General features: G+C 65.2%; 18 protein-coding genes and 2 tRNA genes. 14 read left to right on the top strand and 6 right to left on the bottom strand.

Annotated elements, in window-relative coordinates; all coding sequences use genetic code 11:
* Positions 1-23: 23 nt before the first annotated feature.
* Entirely contained in the window at positions 24-851 is an 828-nt protein-coding gene (locus tag LQF09_RS12910; RefSeq protein ID WP_270068141.1) for an AraC family transcriptional regulator, read from the bottom strand.
* 193 nt (positions 852-1044) lie between these two features.
* Between LQF09_RS12910 and LQF09_RS12905 the strand changes: the two genes are divergently transcribed.
* Entirely contained in the window at positions 1045-1416 is a 372-nt protein-coding gene (locus LQF09_RS12905) for an H-NS family nucleoid-associated regulatory protein (RefSeq protein WP_002926641.1), read from the top strand.
* Between the two features lie 63 nt (positions 1417-1479).
* Here the strand turns inward: LQF09_RS12905 and LQF09_RS12900 are convergent, their stop codons facing one another.
* Together LQF09_RS12900 and LQF09_RS12895 are read right to left on the bottom strand one after the other, a co-directional pair.
* Entirely contained in the window at positions 1480-3339 is a 1860-nt protein-coding gene (locus LQF09_RS12900) for a GGDEF domain-containing protein (RefSeq protein WP_002926639.1), read from the bottom strand.
* Between the two features lie 129 nt (positions 3340-3468).
* Positions 3469-3804 (bottom strand): hypothetical protein, encoded by a 336-nt coding sequence (locus LQF09_RS12895; RefSeq protein WP_002926637.1) that lies wholly within the window; start codon positions 3802-3804, stop codon positions 3469-3471.
* Positions 3805-4044: 240 nt separating this feature from the next.
* Here LQF09_RS12895 and LQF09_RS12890 point away from each other — a divergent pair, with 240 nt between their 5' ends.
* Positions 4045-4473, top strand: coding sequence for a ProQ/FINO family protein (locus tag LQF09_RS12890; RefSeq protein WP_270069885.1), 429 nt, complete (start codon positions 4045-4047; stop codon positions 4471-4473).
* A gap of 15 nt (positions 4474-4488) precedes the next feature.
* Here the strand turns inward: LQF09_RS12890 and LQF09_RS12885 are convergent, their stop codons facing one another.
* Positions 4489-4647 (bottom strand): hypothetical protein, encoded by a 159-nt coding sequence (locus LQF09_RS12885; RefSeq protein WP_198291742.1) that lies wholly within the window; start codon positions 4645-4647, stop codon positions 4489-4491.
* Between the two features lie 110 nt (positions 4648-4757).
* Here LQF09_RS12885 and LQF09_RS12880 point away from each other — a divergent pair.
* From LQF09_RS12880 to LQF09_RS12865, 4 genes are all read left to right on the top strand, one after another.
* Positions 4758-4833 (top strand) — tRNA-Thr (locus LQF09_RS12880).
* 98 nt (positions 4834-4931) lie between these two features.
* Positions 4932-5008: transfer RNA gene (locus LQF09_RS12875), tRNA-Met, on the top strand.
* 87 nt (positions 5009-5095) lie between these two features.
* Positions 5096-5530 (top strand): YqaA family protein, encoded by a 435-nt coding sequence (locus LQF09_RS12870; protein ID WP_002926633.1) that lies wholly within the window; start codon positions 5096-5098, stop codon positions 5528-5530.
* Between the two features lie 83 nt (positions 5531-5613).
* Positions 5614-6165: a GrpB family protein gene (locus LQF09_RS12865; RefSeq protein WP_232433230.1), complete on the top strand. Its 552-nt coding sequence runs from the start codon at positions 5614-5616 to the stop codon at positions 6163-6165.
* Positions 6166-6213: 48 nt separating this feature from the next.
* Here LQF09_RS12865 and LQF09_RS12860 read toward each other — a convergent pair whose 3' ends face one another.
* Positions 6214-7851 carry an electron transfer flavoprotein-ubiquinone oxidoreductase gene (locus LQF09_RS12860; RefSeq protein ID WP_270068140.1) on the bottom strand — a complete coding sequence of 546 codons (1638 nt, stop codon included), beginning with the start codon at positions 7849-7851 and terminating at the stop codon, positions 6214-6216.
* 165 nt (positions 7852-8016) lie between these two features.
* Between LQF09_RS12860 and LQF09_RS12855 the strand changes: the two genes are divergently transcribed.
* The 3 genes from LQF09_RS12855 to LQF09_RS12845 all read left to right on the top strand — a co-directional run bounded on the left by LQF09_RS12855 (position 8017) and on the right by LQF09_RS12845 (position 11056).
* Positions 8017-8424, top strand: coding sequence for an acyl-CoA thioesterase (locus LQF09_RS12855; protein WP_002926627.1), 408 nt, complete (start codon positions 8017-8019; stop codon positions 8422-8424).
* Positions 8425-8510: 86 nt separating this feature from the next.
* Positions 8511-10499, top strand: coding sequence for an acetoacetate--CoA ligase (locus LQF09_RS12850; protein ID WP_002926626.1), 1989 nt, complete (start codon positions 8511-8513; stop codon positions 10497-10499).
* Between the two features lie 14 nt (positions 10500-10513).
* Positions 10514-11056 carry a hydrolase gene (locus LQF09_RS12845; protein ID WP_002926624.1) on the top strand — a complete coding sequence of 181 codons (543 nt, stop codon included), beginning with the start codon at positions 10514-10516 and terminating at the stop codon, positions 11054-11056.
* A gap of 88 nt (positions 11057-11144) precedes the next feature.
* Here the strand turns inward: LQF09_RS12845 and LQF09_RS12840 are convergent, their stop codons facing one another.
* Entirely contained in the window at positions 11145-12041 is an 897-nt protein-coding gene (locus tag LQF09_RS12840; protein WP_270068139.1) for a DUF4394 domain-containing protein, read from the bottom strand.
* A 96-nt stretch (positions 12042-12137) separates the two neighbouring features.
* Here LQF09_RS12840 and LQF09_RS12835 point away from each other — a divergent pair, with 96 nt between their 5' ends.
* The 5 genes from LQF09_RS12835 (at position 12138) to kdsA (ending at position 22752) form a co-directional block, all read left to right on the top strand.
* Positions 12138-12725, top strand: coding sequence for a methylamine utilization protein (locus LQF09_RS12835; protein ID WP_270068138.1), 588 nt, complete (start codon positions 12138-12140; stop codon positions 12723-12725).
* The gene (locus LQF09_RS12830; RefSeq protein WP_270068137.1) at positions 12725-15121 is read left to right on the top strand and encodes a bifunctional diguanylate cyclase/phosphodiesterase; all 2397 of its coding nucleotides are present in this window, start codon (positions 12725-12727) and stop codon (positions 15119-15121) included. Before LQF09_RS12835 ends, LQF09_RS12830 begins: the two co-directional genes overlap by 1 nt.
* Positions 15122-15286: 165 nt before the next feature.
* Positions 15287-20110 carry an NAD-glutamate dehydrogenase gene (locus LQF09_RS12825; protein WP_270068136.1) on the top strand — a complete coding sequence of 1608 codons (4824 nt, stop codon included), beginning with the start codon at positions 15287-15289 and terminating at the stop codon, positions 20108-20110.
* Between the two features lie 153 nt (positions 20111-20263).
* On the top strand, positions 20264-21901 hold the full coding sequence (locus LQF09_RS12820; RefSeq protein ID WP_002926615.1) for a CTP synthase: 1638 nt from the start codon (positions 20264-20266) through the stop codon (positions 21899-21901).
* Positions 21902-21912: 11 nt separating this feature from the next.
* On the top strand, positions 21913-22752 hold the full coding sequence (gene kdsA / locus LQF09_RS12815) for a 3-deoxy-8-phosphooctulonate synthase (protein ID WP_002936749.1): 840 nt from the start codon (positions 21913-21915) through the stop codon (positions 22750-22752).
* Positions 22753-22790: the final 38 nt, after the last annotated feature.

Raw genomic sequence — 22790 nt, 5'->3', positions numbered from 1 at the left:
ACCATCTTGCGCCTGCCGGGGGCTCAGGACCGGACCTGGCGCTGGTAACGTGCGGGGGTGACACCGTAGCGGCGCGCGAAGGCGCGTGTCAGGTGGGCCTGATCGGCGAGGCCGACGTCAGCCGCCACCTCGGCAGGTGCTTTGCCGGCAGCCAGGCCTTGCTTGGCCTCGAACAGGCGGAGTGCCATCAACATCTGCTGCGGGGTGACATGGTGCTGATCCCGGAAGCAGCGCAGGAAATGAAAAGGGCTGAGTCCGGCGACGCTTGCGAGCACCTCGAGCGTTATGCGCTCGCCCAGATGCGCGCGCATGTAGTCGATGACGCGGTTGAAGCAGTGGGCTTTTTCGGCGCGCGCCGGCGCAGGTGAGCGGGCATGGGGCTGCAGCTCGCGTACGAGCAGCAGCAGCAGGCTGTCGATGGCGAGCGGGTCGGCCTCCCGCCACAGTGCATGAAGCAGTGCGGTGAGGCGACGCGCGCGTACAGGGTCGTCGTCCACGACGGCACTCGAGAACCACCACTGCGTGTCGCCGCTTGCTCGCGCCAGAAGGTCAGGGTCGATGTAGATCATGCTGTAGGCCCAACCCTGCTCGGTCTCGGCGCGGCCCGTGTGCAGTGCGTCGGGGTTCATCAGCACAATGGAGCCGGGAGCCGCGAGGTGATCCGAGCCGGCGAGACGAAAGCGCTCGACCCCATGCTCGATGACGCCGAAGCCATACGCCTCATGGGTATGGGCGTCGAAGTGGTGGCGAACGATATGGGCGCGATACAGCTCGATGCCCGCTCTGCCCGGTGGACGGCGGAACTCGGCCTTGTCTGTGATGTGTTCGAAGTGTTCGGGGACGCCTTGCATGGGAGTCGTCAGGGCCGGGAGGCACGGGCCTGAAGTCTAGCCGCATGCCCTGTGTTTGCGGGGGGGAGGATGGTGGCGCGGTAGGCCGCGGCTGACTGCTGCGGGGTCTGATGCGATTGGGCGCGGTAACCCACTGCCCGAGAACGGGGTGCGCCGAGTATGATGGCGACCCCGTCTTCCGAAGAGCTTTCCAATGTCGATCGACCTGACCGAGCACTCCCTGCAAGAGTTGGAGGCCATGCTTGTCGAGGTCTGCAATGAGATCTCGGTTCGCGAGGAGCGTGCCCGGTGCGATGAAGCCGTCGTGGAGGTCGTGCCTGAGCCTGTCGTGCCGCCCGAGCCGACCCAGGGGGCCGAGGCGCTTGCTTCACCCGCACAGCCAGCCAGCGTCGCCGAAGAGGTGACGATTCGCTATGTGCATCCGGCCAGTCGTTCCCTGTGCTGGTCCGGCGAGGGCGCGGCGCCGGAGTGGGTAACGGCCTATCTCGCGCATGGCGGATCCTGGAGTGCGATGGAGAACGCGGCCGAGCAGCTGCTGCGCAGCCGGCTGAGACGAAAGTTCTGAACTAATGGTGCTGAGGTAGAGGAGCTGGGGCAGGGGCGCTGAGGCGACCCGTCGGGCACGCGCTCAACTCCCCGTGATTTCTTTTTCGGTGGGCGCCGGCGCTACCACGACACGATTGCGACCTGCCTGCTTGGCTTGGTACATGGCGCCATCGGCGCGATCGAGCGCGACCTCGAATGCTTCTCCCGGCAAGAGCGGGGTCACGCCGGCGCTGAAAGTGATGACGACCTTCTGGTGGTCGGCCATGAAGAACTCCCGCGTCAGTTCGCGCTGCAGGCGCACGAGCGCCTGATAGGCCTCATCGTCCGAGGTTTCCGGGAGCAGGATGACGAACTCCTCGCCGCCGAAGCGCGCGAGCACGTCCTGCGGGCGCAGGTGCTGTCTGACGATGCGCGACAGGTGGACGAGGGCGTCGTCGCCTACCTTGTGGCCGAGGCTGTCATTGAGCTTCTTGAAGTGATCGATGTCGAGCAGGGCCACGGCTAGTCGCGTGCCACGGCGCACTGCCCGTGCGGCCTCCTTCTGGAACATCTCGTCCAGGCCTCGGCGGTTGAGGGCACCGGTGAGCTGGTCGTGGCGCATGAGCCGGCTCGACTCATCGAGTTCGGCCTGCAGGGCGGTGATACGCGCCTGTGCGGCGCTGGCCTCCTCGCGTGCGGCGAGCAGTTCGCTGCGTGATCGGCGCGCCTCGTCCTGCATGCTGCGGGTTTCCTGCATGACCTCGTCGAGCAAGGGGCCGATCTCCGCGATACTGCCAGCCTGGGCGATGCGTTGGGCGCAGGTGCCGATGCGGTCGTGGTAGGTGCCTGTGCTCTCGGAGAAGCGCGCCAGCTGGTCGACGAAGCCCGCCAGCATGTCGCGCAGGTGGCGTTGGCTGGCAACCAGGTTGCTCTTGAGCTGGCCTTGCTTGGAGATCAGTTCGCGCAGACGCTGTCCTGCGTCGTCTATCTTGCGGGCGTCGGGTTTGCTCTCGGTGATCTCGCGCAGCATCTCGACCTGGCCGCTGAGCCAGGTGTCGTCGAGGACGAGGTCGTCGATGTTGCGAAGGAGCAGGCGGAGCAATTCGAGCAGGCCGCTGCGCACTTCGGCGTCGTCGGCGGCGGTGATCTCGATCTCGTGCGTGAGCTTGCGCAGACGGTCGCGCAGTTGGGTGAGTGCTGGGGTATCGAGCTGTTCGCCGAGTTCTGATGCGATCGATCTCGCCTCGGCGGCCAGATCGGCGTGTTCGGTCAGCAGGGCGGGGATGGCCTGGTGCAGGCTCAGCTCGAGCAACTCGCGTACAGCGTCCAGGTGTCCATGTCTGGACTCGTCGTGGGCCGATACGGGGTCCGCCTGCTCGAGCGGATATGGTGCGTTCGCCGCTGGGATTGATGCGAGGGGGCGAGCCGAGGGGCGCTCCTGGGCAAACGCGTCCTGAGTGCCGTGCATGCTGTCAGCGTCGGAGTCGGTTCCGGCCTGGGTCCAGCCGCGCAGAAGCCCCTGCAGGCGGCTGTAAAGCGTGGCGGCGTCCGAGGCGTTGAGTACCCGGTCCAGCGCCTCGCGCTTGCGTGCAGTCGTCCAGCCGTTCTGGCGCGCTTCCCACTGGCGGACCAGATTTGCGATGACCTCGTTCCAGGCCGGTTGCTCGGACTGCTTCAGGCCGTCCAGGTAGCGCTCCAGGGCCGCGTCTGCCGCCTTGGCGTCATTCTCCGCGAGCGCCTGATCGAGCTGGCGCAGATGTCGCTGGCGTTCTGGCGTATCCCGTGGGAGGCGACGGGCGATCCTGCGCAGATCGGACTCGGGGGGGGCATCCTCCGAGGTGCTGGTGCCTGCGATTTCGTGATAGAGCTTGCGGTAGTTGTCTGGCGTCGGAGCAACGCGCCGCATCGCCAGCTGGCGTAGAGTCTCACGGGCGATTTCGGACGGGTTGCCATTCGTGGTCATGTCGAGGAGGGCCTGGGCTGCGCAAGGATGCAGCCCGATTATAGGCTCGCCCGGATATCACGAGCGAGCTGGTGGTGAGCCTCTTTCGAGCGCGAGCAGGCTTTTGTCTGTTTCCTGTGTTTCGGGGCCTCAGCGTGGGTGGTTCTCGTCTGGAAGGTCGTATCGGTCTGCGATATACGCCGGTCCCTTCATGACGAAGACGATGGTGCACCCAATGGCTAGGGTGAGCATGACCGTCCAGTGCAGCACGACTGCCGCGATCACCCAGATGTCGATCATCTGCAAGGCACGGGCGGTTTCGATGCTGGTGTCACCCCACCACAACAGCCTGGCCAGCAGGGATGCGGCGATACAGCCCATCGTTCCGGCAAGCGTAACCATGGGTAGCCGGCGCAGTATGGCGCGCTCTACGCCGGCAGGGGCAGTCTGCGAGCCGGGCAACCGTTTCCAGCGCTTGAGCGTCATGATGGTGGTCCTCGCGGTGATGGTGGTCCAGCTGTTGCAAATGCGTCGCAGGGGCAGGTCGATGCAGCGGGCGGGCGGACTGCTTCAATCGCGACGCGTTAGAATGCAAGCTTTGCGGTGTGAAGCGGGCCTGTCGTCGGCTCACTCCGCTCCGCTTACCTGCACGCGTGTATAGACGCGTGCCGCTTATTCCGAGTTCTCAAACTGATGACTTCTGCGCAAACACCCCCCGCCACCACGATGCCCGAGACCAGGCTGGACGCCACGCCCGCCCAAGCGAAGCCCGGCATCGAGCCACGTGCGATGATCAAGCGCCTCGAGGCGGAGTGTGCCGCATTTCGTGACTGCAAGCCGCTCGCGCTGCGCATTGACAACGCGATTCTCGAGCGTTTCCCTGAGTTCGAACGCAAGGTGCTGCGTGTCGCGTTGAGGATGCATACGGCCTCGACGCGTTACCTCAAGGCGGTTGAGCGCAGCGCACAGCGCTTCGATCTGGATGGCAACCCGGCGGGCGAGGTCACCGACGAGCAGCGCGCGCACGCTGCGCAATTGCTCAAGGCGCGGTTTGCGGCGGTTGCCAAGCAGCAGCGCGAGAAGCGCGAGGCTGAGGAGGCTGAGCGGCGCAAACAGGAAAAGCTGCAGCAACTGATGAGCAAGTTTGGCCGTTGAGTGTGCCGCCCAGGCCTAGCCTGGGTCGTGGTCGGCAGTGCCAGCTCGTGCGAGCCAGGCCGCCGCAGTCGCCGCAACCGACACGGCGAGCCCGCCGCCGATGTGACCAGTGCCGATCATCAGTCCCGAGATCAAGCCGAGGGCCAAGAGTGCGCGCGTACCAATCGTTGCCATGATCCATGCTCCTCGTTGTTTGTTTTGAGGACTGTATATTTAAACAGTTATTGGCGCAAGCGCCCAACAGCAGCGTTGCGGCTGCGCTTGGGCTATAATCCGCGTCCGTTGCCGGCATAGCTCAGTTGGTAGAGCAGCTGATTTGTAATCAGAAGGTCGTGGGTTCGATTCCTATTGCCGGCACCAAGTCTTTCCTGCAGTCGCGGCTTACACGGTCAGAAGTTTTGCAGTGCAAAAAAACTTTGACTTTCCCGCTGCGATTGTTTATAGTTCTGTTTCTCCGACGCGGGGTGGAGCAGTCTGGCAGCTCGTCGGGCTCATAACCCGAAGGTCGCAGGTTCAAATCCTGCCCCCGCAACCAAACAAACGAAAAGGCCCACGTCCGCGTGGGCCTTTTCGTTTGTGTTTCCGATATCAGGGGCCGGCATACAAGCCGGCCAAGCCATTCATGCTGTCCGCTGCCTACATCGGCTTGTTCGTTGCCGCCTTTGGCGCGGCCACACTGTTACCGCTGCAATCCGAGGCGGTGCTCGTCGGCTTGTTGGTCAATGCGGCTCATCCGCCGTGGGCGCTGGTTATCGTTGCCAGTGCTGGCAATGTCCTGGGCTCTGTCGTCAACTGGCTGCTGGGTCGCTACCTCGAGCGCTGGCGTGCGTATCGCTGGTTTCCGGTGCGTTCAGATCAGCTCGAGAAGGCCCAGGCGCGCTACCATCGCTATGGGCGCTGGTCGCTGCTCCTGAGTTGGGTTCCCGTCATCGGGGACCCGCTTACAGTGCTCGCCGGGGTAATGCGAGAGCCGCTGTGGAGCTTCGTTCTCATCGTCGCCGTGGCGAAGGCGGGGCGCTATATCTTTATCGCCGCGCTTACGTTGGGTTTGCGGTGAGCGTTGGCGAGTACGCTTGACGGACGATGTAACACGCAGGAGGTTGGCCAGCGATGGCTGGGTACTTGCGGCAACCAGAACATGTGTCCCGCGCGCTCGGCGAGCGTATCGAGATCGTGCCTTACGATCCCGGCTGGCTGCGCGCGTTCGAGGAGGAGGCTGCGCGGCTGCGGGCCTGCCTGCCACCAGGCATGATTGGGCGTATCGAGCATTTCGGCAGCACCGCGGTGCCGGGGCTGCATGCCAAGCCTATCGTCGATATGCTGGTGGAGGTGCGTTCGATGAGCGACGTTGCGCAGCATATTGCGCCGCTATTGCAGGCGCAGGGTTGCGAGTTCTTCTGGCGGGCGAGCCAGCCGGGTTTGCCCGGCATCGAGTACGCATGGTTCATTCGCCGTGACGCCAGCGGACGGCGCACGCACCACATCCACTTCCTTGAGAGGGGGTCTTCGGAATGGGAGCGCCTGCTGTTTCGCGACTACCTGCGCGCGCATCCCGAGGCTGCGAGGGAGTACGGTGCGCTCAAATGCCGCATCGCTGCCGCCTGCCCGGACGATCGCAGGGCTTACGCGCAAGCCAAGGGTGATTTCATCGCCCGCATCATGCGTGCGGCGAGGGCGGGGCGGGAGGACTGAATCGATACCGGCAGAGGGCGAGCTGTCGTGCCCTCTGCCGGTGTGGTCTTACATTCCCTGGTAGATCGGTCCTTCGCCGCCCTGCGGCACGACCCAGTTGATGTTCTGGGTCGGGTCCTTGATGTCGCAGGTCTTGCAGTGCACACAGTTCTGGGCGTTGATCTGCAGGCGCGGCCCAGCCTCTTCGTGGACGATCTCATACACCCCGGCCGGGCAGTAGCGCTGCTCGGGGGCGTCGTACTTGGCCAGGTTGATTGCGATCGGCACCGCGCCGTCCTTCAACTGCAGGTGGCAGGGCTGCTCTTCCTCGTGGTTGGTGTTGGACAGGAACACCGAGGACAGGCGATCGAAGGTGAGCACGCCGTCGGGCTTGGGGTAATTGATCTTCGCGCATTCGGCCGCCGGCTTGAGCTTGTCATGGTCGGCGCTGTTGCGCAGCGTCCACGGCGCCTTGCCGCGGAACACCACCTGGTCGATGCCGAACAGCAGCGAACCCAGGTACAGGCCCTTCTTCATGTAGGGCTTGAAGTTGCGCGTCTTGTGCAACTCGGCGTACAGCCAGGAGTCGCGGAAGGCGGCCGGGTAGGCGGTGAGCGCGTCGCGCTCGCGTTCCTTGGCGAGCGCCTCGAAGGCGGCCTCGGCGGCGAGCATGCCCGACTTGATCGCGGCGTGGCTGCCCTTGATGCGCGCGGCGTTGAGAAAGCCCGCATCGTCGCCGATCAGCGCGCCGCCCGGGAAGATCAGCCGCGGCAGGCTCTGCAGGCCGCCGGCGGCAATGGCGCGCGCGCCGTAGGCCAGGCGCTTGCCGCCTTCGAGATACTTGCGGATCTCGGGGTGCGTCTTGTAGCGCTGCATCTCCTCGAAGGGCGACAGGTGCGGGTTCTCGTAGTTGAGGCCGACCACGTAGCCCACCGCCACCAAGTTGTCCTCGAGGTGATAGACGAAGCCACCGCCGTAGGTGGCGTTGTCCATCGGCCAGCCGGCGGTGTGCACCACCAGGCCGGGGCGATGGTTCTCGGGCCTGACCTCCCACAGCTCCTTGATGCCGATGCCGTAGGTCTGCGGGTCGGCGCCCTCGCGCAGATTGAACTTCGCCTCGAGCTGCTTGCCCAGATGGCCGCGACAGCCTTCGGCAAAGAGCGTGTACTTGGCGTGCAGCTCCATGCCCGGCTGGTGGTGCGGGCCGGGCGTGCCGTCACGGTTGAGGCCCATGTCGCCGGTAGCCACGCCCTTGACCGCGCCTTTTTCATCGAACAGCACCTCGGCGCCGGCAAAGCCGGGATAGACCTCGACGCCGGCCGCCTCGGCCTGCTCGCCGAGCCACTTCACCACGTTGCCCAGGCGCACGATGTAGTTGCCGTGGTTCACGAAACAGTCGGGCAGCAGGCCGTTGGGGGCCTGGCGGGCACCGGTCTCGGACAGGAACAGCACGCGGTCTTCGGTGACCTCGGTGTTGAGCGGGGCGCCCTGTTCCTTCCAGTCGGGGATCAGCTCGGTGAGCGCCTTGGGGTCCATCACCGCGCCCGACAGGATGTGGGCACCGATCTCGGCGGCCTTCTCGATCAGGCACACCGACAGCTCCTGGCCCTTGGCCGTGGCGAGCTGTTTCAAGCGGATCGCCGCCGCCAGCCCGGCCGGGCCGCCGCCGACGATCAGCACGTCGAATTCCATCGATTCTCTTTCCATCCTGTTCTCCTGTTCCCGTGTGGGAGGTGGCGCCCCTCTTGTGTGGCGATTGTATACCCTTGCGCTTATGCAGACGGCTGGCCGGCAGTCTGCACAACATACGGATGCGTATGTTACATTAGCTCGCTGCACATACAACAGCAAACTACAACAGGAGACTGCGGCATGAACGAACGTGCGAAGCTCATCCATACCAGCCGGATCCCCGTGCGCTGGGGCGACATGGACGCCTACGGTCACGTTAACAACACGGTATATTTCCGCTACTTCGAACAGACGCGCGTTGAATGGCTCGAGGCCATGGGATGTCGGGTCAGCGTCGAAGAGGCCGTCGGGCCGGTGATCATCAACGCCAGCTGCACGTTCCTGGCGCCGGTGAACTACCCGGCAACCGTCGTCATCAAGATGTATGCCGGTGAGCCAGGGCGCTCCAGCGTGATGACCTGGTACGAGTTGTTTGTCGAGGGCGAGGACAGGCTCTATGCCGAAGGGGCGGCAAAGACGGTGTGGATGGACACCCGCAGCGGCAAGTCGTCGCCGATGCCCGATTTCGTTCGTGCCGTGTTCGAATAGCGAACGCGCTGATTCAATCGTCACAAAAACAAACGGGCGCGCCGTCGGGCAGTCGGCGGAGCGTCGATTGATGGAGAGGAGACAACGTGAATTCTGCTGAACAGAGCCCGCTGTGGACACCGTCGCCCGAGCGCGTCGCTGCCGCCAACGTGACCGCTTTTCGCCTGGCCGCCGAGCAGCGCTGGGGCGTGAGCCTGCCTGACTATGAGGCCTTGTATGCCTGGTCGGTGGCGCACCCGGAGCAGTTCTGGGTGAGCGTCTGGGAGGGTGACGGCATCGGTGGTGGCGTCATCGGCAGCCGTGGCGAGCGCGTGCTCGTGGACGCCGAGCGCATGCCGGGTGCGAAGTGGTTCCCCGATGCGCGATTGAACTTCGCCCGCAACCTGCTGCGTTCGCGTGACGCGCATGACGCGATCGTGTTCTGGGGCGAAGACAGGGTGAAGAACCGCATGAGCCACGGCGAGCTGTATCGCGCTGTGGCCCACTTCGTCGCTGCGTTGCGCGAGATGGGTGTGGGCGAGGGCGATCGTGTTGCCGCCTACATGCCCAACATGCCGGAGACGGTGGTCGCGATGCTTGCCGCGGCGAGCATCGGTGCGATCTTCACCTCGGCCTCGCCGGACTTTGGCGTGCAGGGCGTGCTCGATCGTTTCGGCCAGACTGAGCCCAAGGTGCTCATTGCCTGCGACGGCTACTACTACGGCGGCAAGACGGTGGACGTGCTGGGCAAACTGGGCGAGATCGTTGGCCAGCTGCCTTCGATCAAGCGCGTGGTCGTCGTGCCTTATGTGCACGCCGAGCACGATCTCTCGCACGTGCCGCATGCGCGCATGTACGCCGATTTCATCGCGCCCTACCATTTCGTCGATGACATCGAGTTTGCCGAGCTGCCCTTCGACCACCCGCTCTACATCATGTACTCCTCGGGAACCACTGGCGTGCCCAAGTGCATCGTGCATTGCGCCGGCGGCGCGCTGCTGCAGCACCTGAAGGAGCATCGCCTGCACAGCGACGTGAAGCGCGGCGACCGCGTGTTCTACTTCACGACCTGCGGATGGATGATGTGGAACTGGCTCGTGTCGGCGCTGGCCGCCGAGGCCACGCTGCTGCTGTACGATGGCTCGCCCTTTGCCGGCGATAACCAGATTCTGTTCGATTACGCCGACGCCGAGCACATGACGCACTTCGGTACCTCGGCCAAGTTCATCGACGCCGCGGCGAAGTTTGGCTTGAAACCCAGGGAAACCCACCGGCTCGACACCGTGCGCGCCATGATGAGTACCGGCAGCCCGTTGGTCCCGGAAGGCTTCGAGTACGTCTATCGCGATATCAAGGCCGACCTGCAGCTGTCCTCTATTTCGGGCGGAACCGACATCATCTCCTGCTTCGTGCTTGGCTCTCCCGTGCTTCCGGTGTGGCGCGGCGAGATCCAGTGCCGCGGCCTGGGCATGGCGGTGGATGTGTGGGACGACGATGGCAAGCCGGTGCGCGGCGAGAAGGGCGAGCTGGTGTGCAGCAAGCCGTTCCCGGTGATGCCGATCGGTTTCTGGAACGATGCGGACGGCAGCAAGTACCACGCCGCCTATTTCGATCGCTTCCCCAATGTGTGGTGCCATGGCGACTTCTGCGAAATCACCGCTCATGGCGGGCTGATCATCTACGGCAGGTCGGATGCCACGCTCAACCCGGGCGGGGTGCGCATCGGCACGGCCGAGATCTACCGCCAGGTCGAGAAGTTGCCCGAGGTGGTTGAGTCCCTGGTGATTGGCCAGGACTGGCCGCCGCAGAACCCGAACGACGTGCGCGTGGTGTTGTTCGTCAAGCTGCGCGAGGGGGTTGCGCTCGACGATGCGCTCGCCAGGCGCATCCGCCAGACGATTCGCGACAACACCACGCCGCGCCACGTCCCGGCCAAGGTGTTGCAGGTGGCGGATATTCCGCGCACCAAGAGCGGAAAGATCGTCGAACTGGCGGTGCGCAACGTGGTGCATGGGCGCCCGGTCAAGAACCAGGAGGCGCTCGCCAACCCCGAGGCGCTGGCGCATTTCCGCGACCGTGCCGAACTCGCAGACTGAATGGGCAAGCCATCATGCTGATGAACCGTGACAAGTCCGTGCTGTTGATCGTTGATGTGCAGGCCAGGTTGGCGCCCTCCATACATGACAGCGACAAGGTCGCGGCCAGCTGCATCTGGCTCGCCCGGGTTGCCGAGCGCGTTGGCGTGCCGGTGGTGGTCACCGAGCATTTCCCTGCCAAGATCGGAGGCACGCTCGATGCACTGCGGGCGGTTACGCCCGCTGCCGAATATGTCGAAAAGCAATGCTTCTCGGCGCAGGCGGACGGTTGCCTGAAAGGCACTGCGGTCGAGGCGCGTCGGCAGGTGATCGTGTGCGGCACCGAGGCGCATGTCTGCGTACAGCAGACCGCGCTCGATCTGCGCTGGGCGGGGAAGGAGGTCTTTGTCGTGGCTGAGGCCTCGGGGTCGCGCGATCCGGCCAATCGCGACCTGGCCTTTGCACGCATGCGCAGCCATGGTGTCGAGATCGTGTCATGCGAGATGGCGGCCTTCGAGTGGCTCCAGCGAGGTGGTACCGAGCTCTTCCGCGAGATCAACCGCGACTTCATCCGCTGACATTGAGCGGCAGCGCCGTTCGCGGCGCTGATCCACGCGCTGGAGCAGAATACGTGGGGGACGGCTCAGGCCGTCCCCCGCGCTCGTTTCAGGGCTCGATGGCCATCCCACGCAGGCGTTCGCCACTGCCTACCGGGCCGAGCACACGCGCCGCACCGGTGCCGAGGTCGATGTGATGGAGCGTGGCTGCAGGCATGGTGGCGGTGGTCAGTACCGCGAGCGCGGTGTTGCTGACGTCAGAGATGTCGAAGTGCGCATCTTCGATGCCCTCCACGCCGAGTTGGCCTACGGTATGAAGCTGACCGCTGTTCGGCGAAACGACGGGCTGGGTACCTTCGATCGAACCCTGGCGAACCAAGCTCGCACGCCCCGCGTCAATGGCGAAGTTGGTGGTGAGCTTCTCATCCTGCTGATTGTAGGTATATGCCGCGGCGATCACGTATGCGGGCTTTTCTGCGGCAGGGTCGCCCGCAGCGTATGCGAGGCGGCCGTCGGCCTGGACGCCGTCCTGATCTGGAGAAAAATCGACCAGGGTGCCGGTTTCCGGATGCGCACGCAGGTTCTGACCGGCGTCGGAGACGATGCGAATGCGGTCGGCAGCCGGGTTGAAGTCGAAGCCGAAGCGTTTTCCTTCGAGGGCGAGCGCGAAGACTTGCGTGCCGACCGGGGTGAGGGTGCCGGTTTCCACGTCGACCGTGAATAGCCGACCCGATGAACCCAGTGCGTACATCACGCCGTAGGCGACCCGGTAGTCGATGCCCAGGATGCTCTCATCGCTGCCGAGGCCGACCAGCTTCACGCTGCGGATGATTTTATGCGGTTCGGCCGCTGAAACCGCGATAAGCTCATGCGACTCCGTGACGGCATGGATCCTGATTCTCTCCAGTTCGGCGGCGGCGTCTGCAGGCGAGGCAAGGCCGACCGCTAGCGCGGCGGTAAGCAGCGCATTGAGCGGCAGGTGGCGTGGCAGCTTGGGCTGGGGCATGGGCATTCCTCTCGGGGCGGGCTGGGCTTCGTGGATGAGCAAAGATAGGACAGCATGCGGATTTCGTACGTGATCGATTTGGCAGCCAGACGCGGGATGATTCTCGCTGCGATTGGCTGCATCGTTCCGGCGCCGGCGGCGCTCGCGGACAGCCTCACCGTCAGGGTTGTCGATGAGCACGGTGCTGCGTTGCAGGACGTGGCGATGGCGCTCAAGCCCTTGGTGGGCGTACCAGCCATGCGGGCTGCAGAGTTCGAGATCGTGCAACGGGACAAGCGCTTCATCCCGCTGATGACCGCGGTGCCGACGGGTGCCTCGATACGGTTTCCCAACCACGACACGGTGCGCCATCACGTCTATTCGTTCTCGCCGGCGAAGACCTTCGAACTCAAGCTCTATCTCGGCACGCCTGCAGCGCCGGTTGTGTTCGACAAGCCTGGCGTGGTCGTGATGGGCTGCAATATTCATGATCACATGGTGGCCTACGTGGTGGTGTTCGATTCGCCGTGGGTCGGTGTCAGTGACGAAGCTGGCGAATTGCGCCTGCAGGGCGTGCCTGCTGGCGACTACAGGCTCGAGTACTGGCACCCGCGCTGGGTCGGTGCCGACAATTCGGTAGCCGGCACGCCGGTGCGTATCGATGGTGATGCGCGCTTTACCCTCGTCGTCGGGGCGCAACCCTGATGCGCTTCGGCTTCCGGCGCCTGCAATGGCGGATTGCCGCCTGGACGGCGATGATCCTGCTGTCGGTCCAGATTGGCGGCCTGTTCCTGTTCGAGCATGTTGGGCGCAGCAGTGCGCTGCAGGAGGTCAAGGTGCAACTCGACACCGGCGACCGCGTGCTCGATCGCCTGCTCGAACAGCGCAGCGCCCAGTTGGCGCAGGCGGCGCGAGTGCTCGCGGCCGACTTCGGCTTCCGTGAGGCTGTGCTGACCGGTGACGCCGACACTGCAGCCTCTGCGCTCGAGAACCACGGCTCCAGGATCGGTGCCAGCCTGATGTTGCTCACTGGGCTGGATGGCCGCGCGCTCGCCGCTCATCCCGCTGGGGGCGACGCTTTTGCGCAGCGCCTTGCGCGCTTCATCGCCGATGCGCAGGCGCGTGGCGCGGCGACGGGTTTCCAGGTCGTGGGCGACAGCGTTTTCCAGTTGGTCGTGGTGCCGGTCATGGCGCCGGTGCCGGTCGCCTGGGTGGCGATCGGTTTCGTCGTAGACGAGGCGCTTGTGCACGACCTCAAGCGGGTAATCGGGCTAGACGTGAGTCTGGTGCGCGGTCGTGAGCTTGAGGCAGCGCTGGTGGCCAGTACCCTGCCGACAGACGTCGACGCTGCGCAACTGCTTGCCGATGCGGGGCATGGCATGCTTGTCGGCGGCTTCGAGTACGCCGGCCTGGTGCGCGACCTCGATCCACTTGCCAGCGAGCGTGTCTTCGCCGTGCTCCAGGTCTCGCTCGAGCGTGCGCTCGAACCCTGGGAGCGGCTCTATCGCGAGTGGTCCGGGCTGACGGTCGCAGCTACTGTCGCCATGCTGCTGGCCAGCATGTGGATGGGGCGCACGATCGCGTCGCCGGTGACCAGGCTTGCCGAGTTCGCCCGGCGCGTCCGTGTCGGCGAGTATGCCGCCCCGCCCATGGTGCGGCGCGAGGACGAGATTGGCCGACTCGCCACGGCCTTCGCCCTGATGACGGAGGCCATCGCCAGCCGCGAGGCGCGCATCTCCGAGCTGGCCTACCGTGACGTGCTGACGGGGCTGCCCAATAGGGTGCAGTTCGTCGAGTCGCTCGATCGCTTCGTGCGCAGCTTCGGGGAGCGTGGTGAGCGTCTCGCCGTGCTGACCCTGGATATCGACCGCTTCAAGCTCATCAACGATTCCCTGGGCCACGATCTGGGCGACCAGGTGCTGCAGGAGGTCGGTCGTCGCCTGCAGCATGCAGGCATGCGCCGGCGCGACCTCGCGCAAGGCCTGCAGGACGAGGCCAACGCATGCGCGCGGCTGGGCGGAGACGAATTTGCGGTTCTCGTGCCCGGGGCGGACGCCGTGGCTGCCAGGGTTGTGGCCGAGCGTATCGCTGCCTTGCTCGAAGCGCCGATGAACGTGCAGGGACAACTGGTCGATGTGCGCGCGAGCATCGGTATCGCCCTCTACCCCGATCATGGCAACGACGCCGGCGAGTTGATGCGGGGTGCGGATGTCGCCATGTACAAGGCCAAGCAGGCCCATGCCGGTCATGCCATATACGACCCGGCGCATCATGGCCGCAATGCCGCCCGCCTGTCCTTGCTCACCGAGTTGCGCCAGGCCGTCGAGGGCGATGAACTGGTGCTCTACTACCAGCCCAAGCACGCCTTCTGCTCATCAGCCATGCTCAGTGTGGAGGCGCTCGTGCGCTGGGTTCATCCCAAGCGTGGCTTCGTGCCGCCGATGGAGTTCATCCCGTTTGCCGAACAGACTGGCTATATCAGGGCGATCACGCTGTGGGTGCTCGAACGCGCAGTGCGCCAGTGCGCAGAGTGGCGGCGCGCTGGGAGGGCAGTGCATGTCGGCCTCAATCTCTCGGCTCGCGACTTGCTGCATCCTGAACTGCCGGATCAGTTCCGCGCCATGCTTGAGCATCACGGCTGCGAGGCGCGCTGGATAACGCTCGAGATCACCGAAAGCGCGGTGCTGGACGATCCGCGCAAGGCGCTGGCGACGCTCGAGCGCCTGCACGCCACCGGCTGTCAGCTTTCGATCGACGACTACGGTACGGGTTACTCATCACTCTCCTATCTGCGTCAGATGCCGGTCCAGGAGCTCAAGATCGACCGCAGTTTCGTCATGAATCTCACCACCCGGCCTGGCGATGAGCTGATCGTGCGCTCTACGATCGAGCTCGCGCACAGTCTGGGGCTGGTGGTGACGGCGGAGGGCGTGGAAACCGAGGAGATCCTCGTGCGTTTGGGCGAGCTCGGTTGTGATCTGGCGCAGGGCTATTTCGTCTCCAGACCGGTTGATGCCGCAGGGCTCGAGGCCTGGATGGACCATTCGCCTTGGGCGCGTGGCGACCATTCGTCCGGCACTGAGCCGACGAATTACGCGTGACCCGCAGGTCTCCCACCTAGGGAAAACGTGGCTTAACCTTTTGCTTCCGTTGGCATAGCCTCGGCCTTTGTCCTACGGCGCAGCGAAACGGAACACCGGCACGCCTGCCGTTGTACTCCGGCCATGGCCTTCGCTGCGTCCAGTCCAATGAGCGGGGGGATAGACATGGAAAAGCGCGAGCAGAGCAGGCTGGGCGGATTGATCGACGCGGTCGTCGAGCAGATCGATGCCCGCCTGCCAGCGGATCAGGCCGCGGCGGTAGGCACCTTTGCGGCGCGCTTCTTTGCGCAGGTGGATCCGGACGATCTCGAGGACCTGCCGCTCGCCGACCTCTACGGCGCGGTGCTCAGCCAGTGGCACTTCATTTCCCAGCGCACCGGGGGCAGCAGGGTGCGGGTATCGAACCCGCGACTCGATGAGCAGGGCTGGGAATGCCCGCACACGGTAATCGAGATTGTCGGTGAGGACATGCCCTTCCTGGTGGATTCGATCACCATGGAGGTGGCGCGCCAGGGGCTGACGCTGCATCTCATCATTCATCCGGTCATGAACATCCAGCGCGATGCGCAGGGGCGACTGCAGCACGTGCGCGAACGTGGTGAGCAGGGTGAGGGCGCATGTCTGGAATCGATCATGCACCTCGAGGTGGACCGGCGCAGCGACCCGGCGGACCTCAGTGCGCTGCAGCAGGGTTTGGAGCATGTCCTGGCCGACGTCCGCGCTGCAGTCGGCGACTGGCCGGCGATGCGTAGCCGCCTGGGCGAGATCATCGACGGGCTGGCCGCTTGCCCGGCAAGCGTGGACGCTGCCGAGGTCGATGAGGTGCGCGCATTCCTCGAGTGGCTCGCTGCGGACAATTTCGTGCTTCTCGGGTGCCGCGATTACAGCCTCGTGGGCGGTGACGACGGCCATGAACTGCATGTGGTGGCAGGTTCGGGGCTGGGGCTGCTCCATGGAGACGGCGAGGAAGGCGCCTCGCGCTCGTTTGCCGCACTGCCTCCACAGTTGCGCGCGCAGGCGCACCTGCCCAAGCTGCTTACACTGACCAAGTCCAACTCACGCTCGACCGTGCATCGACCGGGTTACCTCGACTTCATCGGCATCAAGGCCTTCGACGCCGAGGGGCGGGTGACGGGCGAGAGGCGGGTCATCGGCCTGCTGGCGTCCACCGCCTACAGCAGCAGCCCCCGGCAGATCCCGCTGCTGCGGCGCAAGATCGATGCGGTGTTCGAGCGTGCCGGCCTGCTACCCGGCGGCCATGCGGCCAAGGCATTGATGACCTTGCTCGAGCGCTACCCGCGCGACGAACTGTTCCAGATCTCGACCGACGAGCTCTACAGCCACGCAATGGGCATCCTGCGCCTGGGAGAGCGCCTGCGCACCCGCCTGTTCGTGCGTTGCGACCCCTTCGCGCGCTATGTGTCCTGCCTGATCTACGTGCCGCGCGAGCACTACAACACCGATCAGCGCAAGCGCATGCAGGCGGTGCTCACCGAGGCCTTCAACGGCGTGTCGTCCGAGTTCGACGTGCAGTTCTCCGACTCGGCGCTGGCGCGCATCCTGATCACGGTGCGCACCCCCGACGGCAACATCCCGCCCTTTGACACCAGGGAGCTCGAGCAACGCCTGATCCGTGCCTCGAGGCGGTGGGAGGACGAGCTCCAGCAGGCGCTTGTCGAACAGTGCGGCGAGGAGCGCGGGCTGGCACTGATGCGCCGCTACGGTCCGGGCTTCCCGGCCGGATACCGCGAGGACTACTCGCCGCGCATGGCAGTGTTCGACATCGAGCAGGTCGAGGCCCTGGCCGACGGCGATGCACTCGGGCTCAACCTCTACGTTCCGCTCGAGGCGCCGGTAGGCCGCCTCAACCTGCGCCTGTACCGCCTGGACGGTCCGGTTCCGCTGTCACAGAGCCTGCCCATGCTCGAGCGCATGGGCGTCAAGGTGATGGACGAGCGCCCGTCCGAAATCGAACGCCAGGACGGGCGCACGGTCTGGCTGCACGATTTCGGCCTTAACTACGTTGGCGCCGAGCGCCTGGATATCCATGTCGTACGCCCGCTGTTCCAGGACGCTTTCCTGCGCGTCTGGCGGGGAGAGGTCGAGAACGACGACTTCAATCGCCTTGTCCTGCTCGCCGGGCTGTCGTGGCGTGAGGTTGCCGTGCTGAGGGCCTACGCCAAGTACATGCGACAGGCCGCATTCACTTTCAGTCTCGCTTACATGGAGCAGACGCTTGCCGCCTATCCGCAACTTGCACACGCCCTGTTCGAGTTGTTCCGCATGCGCTTCAACCCGGTCGCGACAGCTGACCGGGATGAGCGCTGCGCTGCGCAGGTCGCCGCCATCGAGACCGGCCTGGCCAGTGTCGCCAACCTCGATGAGGACCGTATCCTGCGTCAGTTTCTGGCGATGATCCTGGCCACGCTGCGCACGAACTGGTTCCAGCGCGGCACGGATGGGCAGCCCAAGTCCTACACCGCGTTCAAGCTGTTGCCGGCCAGGATTCCCAACCTGCCGCAGCCGTTGCCGATGTTCGAGATCTTCGTGTACGCGCCCCGCTTCGAGGGCGTGCACCTGCGTGGCGGCAAGGTGGCGCGCGGCGGCCTGCGCTGGTCGGACCGCATGGAGGACTTCCGCACCGAGATCCTCGGTTTGGTCAAGGCGCAGATCGTCAAGAACGCGGTGATCGTGCCAGTGGGGTCCAAGGGTGGCTTCGTGGTCAAGTGCCCGCCGGCCGAGGGTGGGCGGGAGGCGCTGGTGGCCGAGGGGGTGGCCTGCTACCGCAACTTCCTGCGCGGGCTGCTCGATGTCACTGACAACCTGGTGCAGGGCCAGGTCGTACCGCCGGCCGAGGTGGTGCGCCACGATGAGGATGACCCTTACCTGGTGGTCGCGGCCGACAAGGGTACGGCCACGTTTTCCGACTACGCCAACGAGGTTGCGGCCGAATACGGCTTCTGGTTGGGCGATGCCTTCGCTTCCGGCGGCTCGGTGGGTTACGACCACAAGAAGATGGGCATCACCGCGCGCGGCGCCTGGGAGGCTGTCAAGCGCCACTTCCGCGAGATGGGGCGGAACATCCAGGAGGAGCCGTTCACGGTGGCCGGCATCGGCGACATGTCGGGCGACGTGTTCGGCAACGGCATGCTGCTGTCCCGGCAGATCCGCCTGGTCGCCGCCTTCGATCATCGCCACATCTTCATCGACCCCGATCCCGACCCCGCGCAGGGCTGGCAGGAGCGCGCACGCCTGTTTGCGCTGCCACGCTCGAGCTGGGACGACTACGACAGGGCGTTGATCTCGGCCGGTGGCGGTGTCTGGCCGCGCAGCGCGAAGTCGATCCGCCTCACCGAGCAGATGCGCACGGCGCTCGACGTGCAGGCCGAGAGCCTGACCCCGACCGAGCTCATCCGCGCCATCCTCTGCGCACCGCTCGACCTGCTCTACAACGGCGGGATTGGCACCTACATCAAGGCTGCCAGCGAGTCCGATGCGTCGGTCGGCGACCGCGCCAACGATGCGGTACGCGTCAACGGGGGCGATCTGCGCGTCAAGGTCTTCGGTGAGGGCGGTAACCTGGGGGCGACCCAGCTCGGCCGCATCGAGTTCGCCCTCGGTGGCGGGCGGGTCAATACCGACGCCATCGACAACTCGGGCGGGGTGGATTGCTCCGATCACGAGGTCAATATCAAGATCCTGCTCGGCGGCGTGGTTGCCGAGGGCGAACTCACCCTCAAGCAGCGTAACCAGTTGCTCGCCGACATGACCGAAGAGGTCGCCGCGCTGGTGCTGCGCGACAACTACGCGCAGACACAGATCCTGTCGGTGACGCGCAGCCGTGGCGCGGCGCTGGTCGACGAACAGGCGGACTTCATGCGCCGCCTGAGCCACGCCGGCAGGCTCAACCGCAAGCTCGAGTTCCTGCCCATGGATGAGGCGCTGCAGGAGCGCAAGGCCAACCGCATCGGCCTGGTCACGCCCGAGCTGGCGGTGCTGCTGGCTTACAGCAAGATCGAGCTCTACGACGAGGTGCTCGCCTCCGACGTGCCCGAGGATCCGTACATCCGTACCGCGCTCGAACGCTACTTCCCCGTGCCGCTGCGTGAGCGCTTCGGTGCGCAGATCCAGGCCCACCCGCTGCGGCGCGAGATCATCTCGACGCACGTCGTCAACAGCATGATCAATCGTGTCGGACCGACCTTCGTCAGCCGGCTCAAGGCCGAGCTGGGCGCTTGCGCGCCCGACATCGTGCGTGCCTACATGGCGACGCGGGAGGTGTTCGGCCTGGTCACGCTGTGGAGCGATATAGAGGCGCTGGACAATCGCATCCCCAACACGGTGCAGATCGAGCTGATCAACGAGTCCGAGCGCCTGGTTCAGCGCGGCACGCTCTGGTTCCTGCGCCATCGCCAGTGGCTGGTCGATCTGCAGGCGACGCTGGCGCACTTCTCGCCGGGCGTGGCGACGCTCGCCGGCGGGCTGGCCGGCTACGTCGGCAGCGCCTACCGCAGCGAGCTGGAGGCGTCGATCGAGCGCAAGCAGGAGCAGGGCGTTCCCATGGATCTCGCCTGCCGTGTCGCTGCGCTCGACGAACTCTACTCGGCACTGGACCTGGTCGAGGTCGCGGTCGAGAGTGGACGCGAGGAGGCGGTGGTGGCGCGGGTGTATTTCGGCCTGGGTGGAGCGCTGGATCTGCACTGGCTGGGGGGGCAGATCTCGGCCCTCAATGCCGATACACGCTGGCAGACCCTGGCGCGCGGGGCCTTGCGCGGTGATCTTTCCGCGCTCGCGCGTGCGCTGGCCAGCGACGCGCTGCGGCTCGCCCCCGATGAGCAGGAGGTTGCCACGATCATCGCCGCCTGGCAGGCCAAGAACGCAATCCCGCTCGAGCGCTACCGCCACCTGGTCGCCGAGGTGCACGCCGCACCCAGCATCGACATGGCCATGTTGTCGGTGTTGCTGCGCGAGTTGCGTGGCATGAGCTGATCGGAGGCCACCGGCCGCGCATGCGGCCGGTGGCTGCTGCACGCCCCGACCTGCAAGCAGTGCTTCGTGCGATTGTCCCCTGTCGAGTGCGCCGCCTGCTGACGCGGTTCGGGTGCATCGGTTATCATCGCGCTTTCCCGCAGCACATCTCCCATGACCAAATACGTCTTCGTTACCGGCGGTGTCGTGTCCTCCCTGGGCAAAGGCATCGCGGCCGCCTCATTGGGGGCGATCCTCGAGTCCCGTGGCATCAAGGTCACGCACCTCAAGCTGGACCCCTACATCAACGTCGATCCGGGCACCATGAGCCCGTTCCAGCACGGCGAAGTCTTCGTCACCGAAGACGGCGCGGAAACCGACCTCGACCTCGGCCATTACGAGCGCTTCACCAGCGCCAAGATGAGCAAGCGCAACAACTTCACCACCGGCCAGATTTACGAGTCGGTGCTGAAGAAGGAGCGTCGCGGCGAGTACCTGGGCAAGACCGTGCAGGTCATCCCGCACATCACCGACGAGATCAAGGCCTACGTCAAGCGCGGTGCCGAGGGTGCCGACGTGGCGATCGTCGAGGTCGGCGGCACGGTGGGCGACATCGAGTCGCTGCCCTTCCTTGAGGCCATCCGCCAGATGGGCTTCGAGGAAGGCCGCCATGGCACCTGCTTCATCCACCTGACGCTGCTGCCCTACATCCCGACCGCCGGTGAGCTCAAGACCAAGCCGACCCAGCACTCGGTCAAGGAGCTGCGCGAAATCGGCATCCAGCCCGACATCCTGTTGTGCCGCGCCGACCGTTCGATCCCGGTCGATGAGCGGCGCAAGATCGCGCTGTTCTGCAACGTGATGCCGGAGGCGGTCATCGAGTGCCTGGATGCCGACTCGATCTACAAGATCCCCGGCATGCTGCACGACCAGATGCTCGACCAGATCGTCTGCCACAAGCTCGACATCCTCGCCCGTGCGGCCGACCTGTCGGTGTGGGAGAAGCTCATCCACGCACTCGAGAACCCGAAGCAGACCGTCAACGTCGGCTTCGTCGGCAAGTACGTCGATCTCACCGAGTCCTACAAATCGTTGATCGAGGCGCTCAATCACGCCGGCATGCACACCGAGTCGAAGGTGAAGATCCACTACATCGACTCCGAGGACATCGAGCGCGATGGCTGCAGTGTGCTCAAGGCCATGGACGCCATCCTGGTGCCGGGCGGCTTCGGCAAGCGGGGTACCGAGGGCAAGATCGCTGCGATCCGCTATGCGCGCGAGAACAAGGTGCCCTATCTGGGCATCTGCCTCGGCATGCAGCTCGCGGTGGTGGAATTCGCCCGCGACGTGGCGGGCCTGGAGGGTGCGCACTCGACCGAGTTCGAGCGCGACACCAAGCACCCTGTCATCGGCTTGATCACCGAGTGGAAGGATCGCAGCGGCAAGATCGAGAAGCGCAGCGAGGAATCCGACCTCGGCGGCACGATGCGCCTCGGTGGTCAGGTCTGCCAGCTCAAGGAAGGTACGCTGGCACGCGACATCTACGGCGCGGCGGAGATCATGGAGCGCCACCGCCACCGTTACGAAGTCAACAATACCTTGCTTGCCAAGCTCGAGGACAAGGGGCTGGTGGTGTCGGGCCGTGCTCCCGTCACCGATCTGTGCGAGATGGTCGAGTTGCCTGCCGACGTACACCCCTGGTTCGTCGGCTGCCAGTTCCACCCCGAATTCACCTCCAACCCGCGCAAGGGCCATCCGCTGTTTACCGCCTACGTCAAGGCGGCAATCGCGCGCAAGCAGGCCGCGGCCTGAAGGAGCGAAGCATGAACCTCTGCGGTTTCGAAGTCGGGCTCGACAAGCCGGTGTTCCTGATCTCCGGCCCCTGCGTGGCCGAGTCCGAGCAGATGTGCCTGGACATCGCCGGCCAGATGAAGGAGATCTGTGGCGAGTTGGGCATTCCCTACATCTTCAAGGCGTCCTACGACAAGGCCAACCGCAGCTCGGGCAAGAGCTTCCGCGGCCACGGCATGGACGCCGGCCTGAAGATGCTCGAAGCGGTCAAGAAGCAGCTCGGCCTGCCGGTGTTGACCGACGTGCACACGATCGAGGAGATTCCGGTCGTTGCATCGGTGGTCGACGTCCTGCAGACGCCAGCCTTCCTGTGCCGCCAGACCGATTTCATCCACGCCGTGGCTGCCAGCGGCAAGCCGGTGAATATCAAGAAGGGCCAGTTTCTCGCCCCGGGCGACATGAAGAACGTCGCCGACAAGGCGCGCGAGGCCAATGGCGGTGCAGACACCATCATGGTGTGCGAGCGCGGCGCCTCCTTCGGTTACAACAACCTGGTCTCCGACATGCGCTCGCTGGCCATCATGCGCGACACCGGCTGCCCGGTCGTGTTCGACGCCACCCACTCGGTGCAACTGCCCGGCGGGCAGGGAACGGCTTCCGGTGGCCAGCGCGAGTTCGTGCCGGTGCTCGCGCGCGCCGCAGTGGCGGTGGGCGTGGCGGGTCTTTTCATGGAGACCCATCCGGACCCGGCCAAGGCCTTGTCCGATGGCCCCAACGCGTGGCCGCTGCCGAAGATGAAGGCACTGCTCAGCGTGCTGAAGGACATCGATTCCCTGGTCAAGCGCCAGGGTTTCCTGGAAACCGCTCTTTGAGAACAGGTCTGGAGGGCGTGCGGTATCGCACTTGCTGA

This window comes from Thauera sp. WB-2 (genome assembly GCF_027594845.1).
GTDB classification, from domain to species: Bacteria; Pseudomonadota; Gammaproteobacteria; order Burkholderiales; family Rhodocyclaceae; genus Thauera; species Thauera mechernichensis.
Note: the sequence above shows the minus strand (reverse complement) of the source record. Positions and strands in the feature narration are given on the sequence as shown.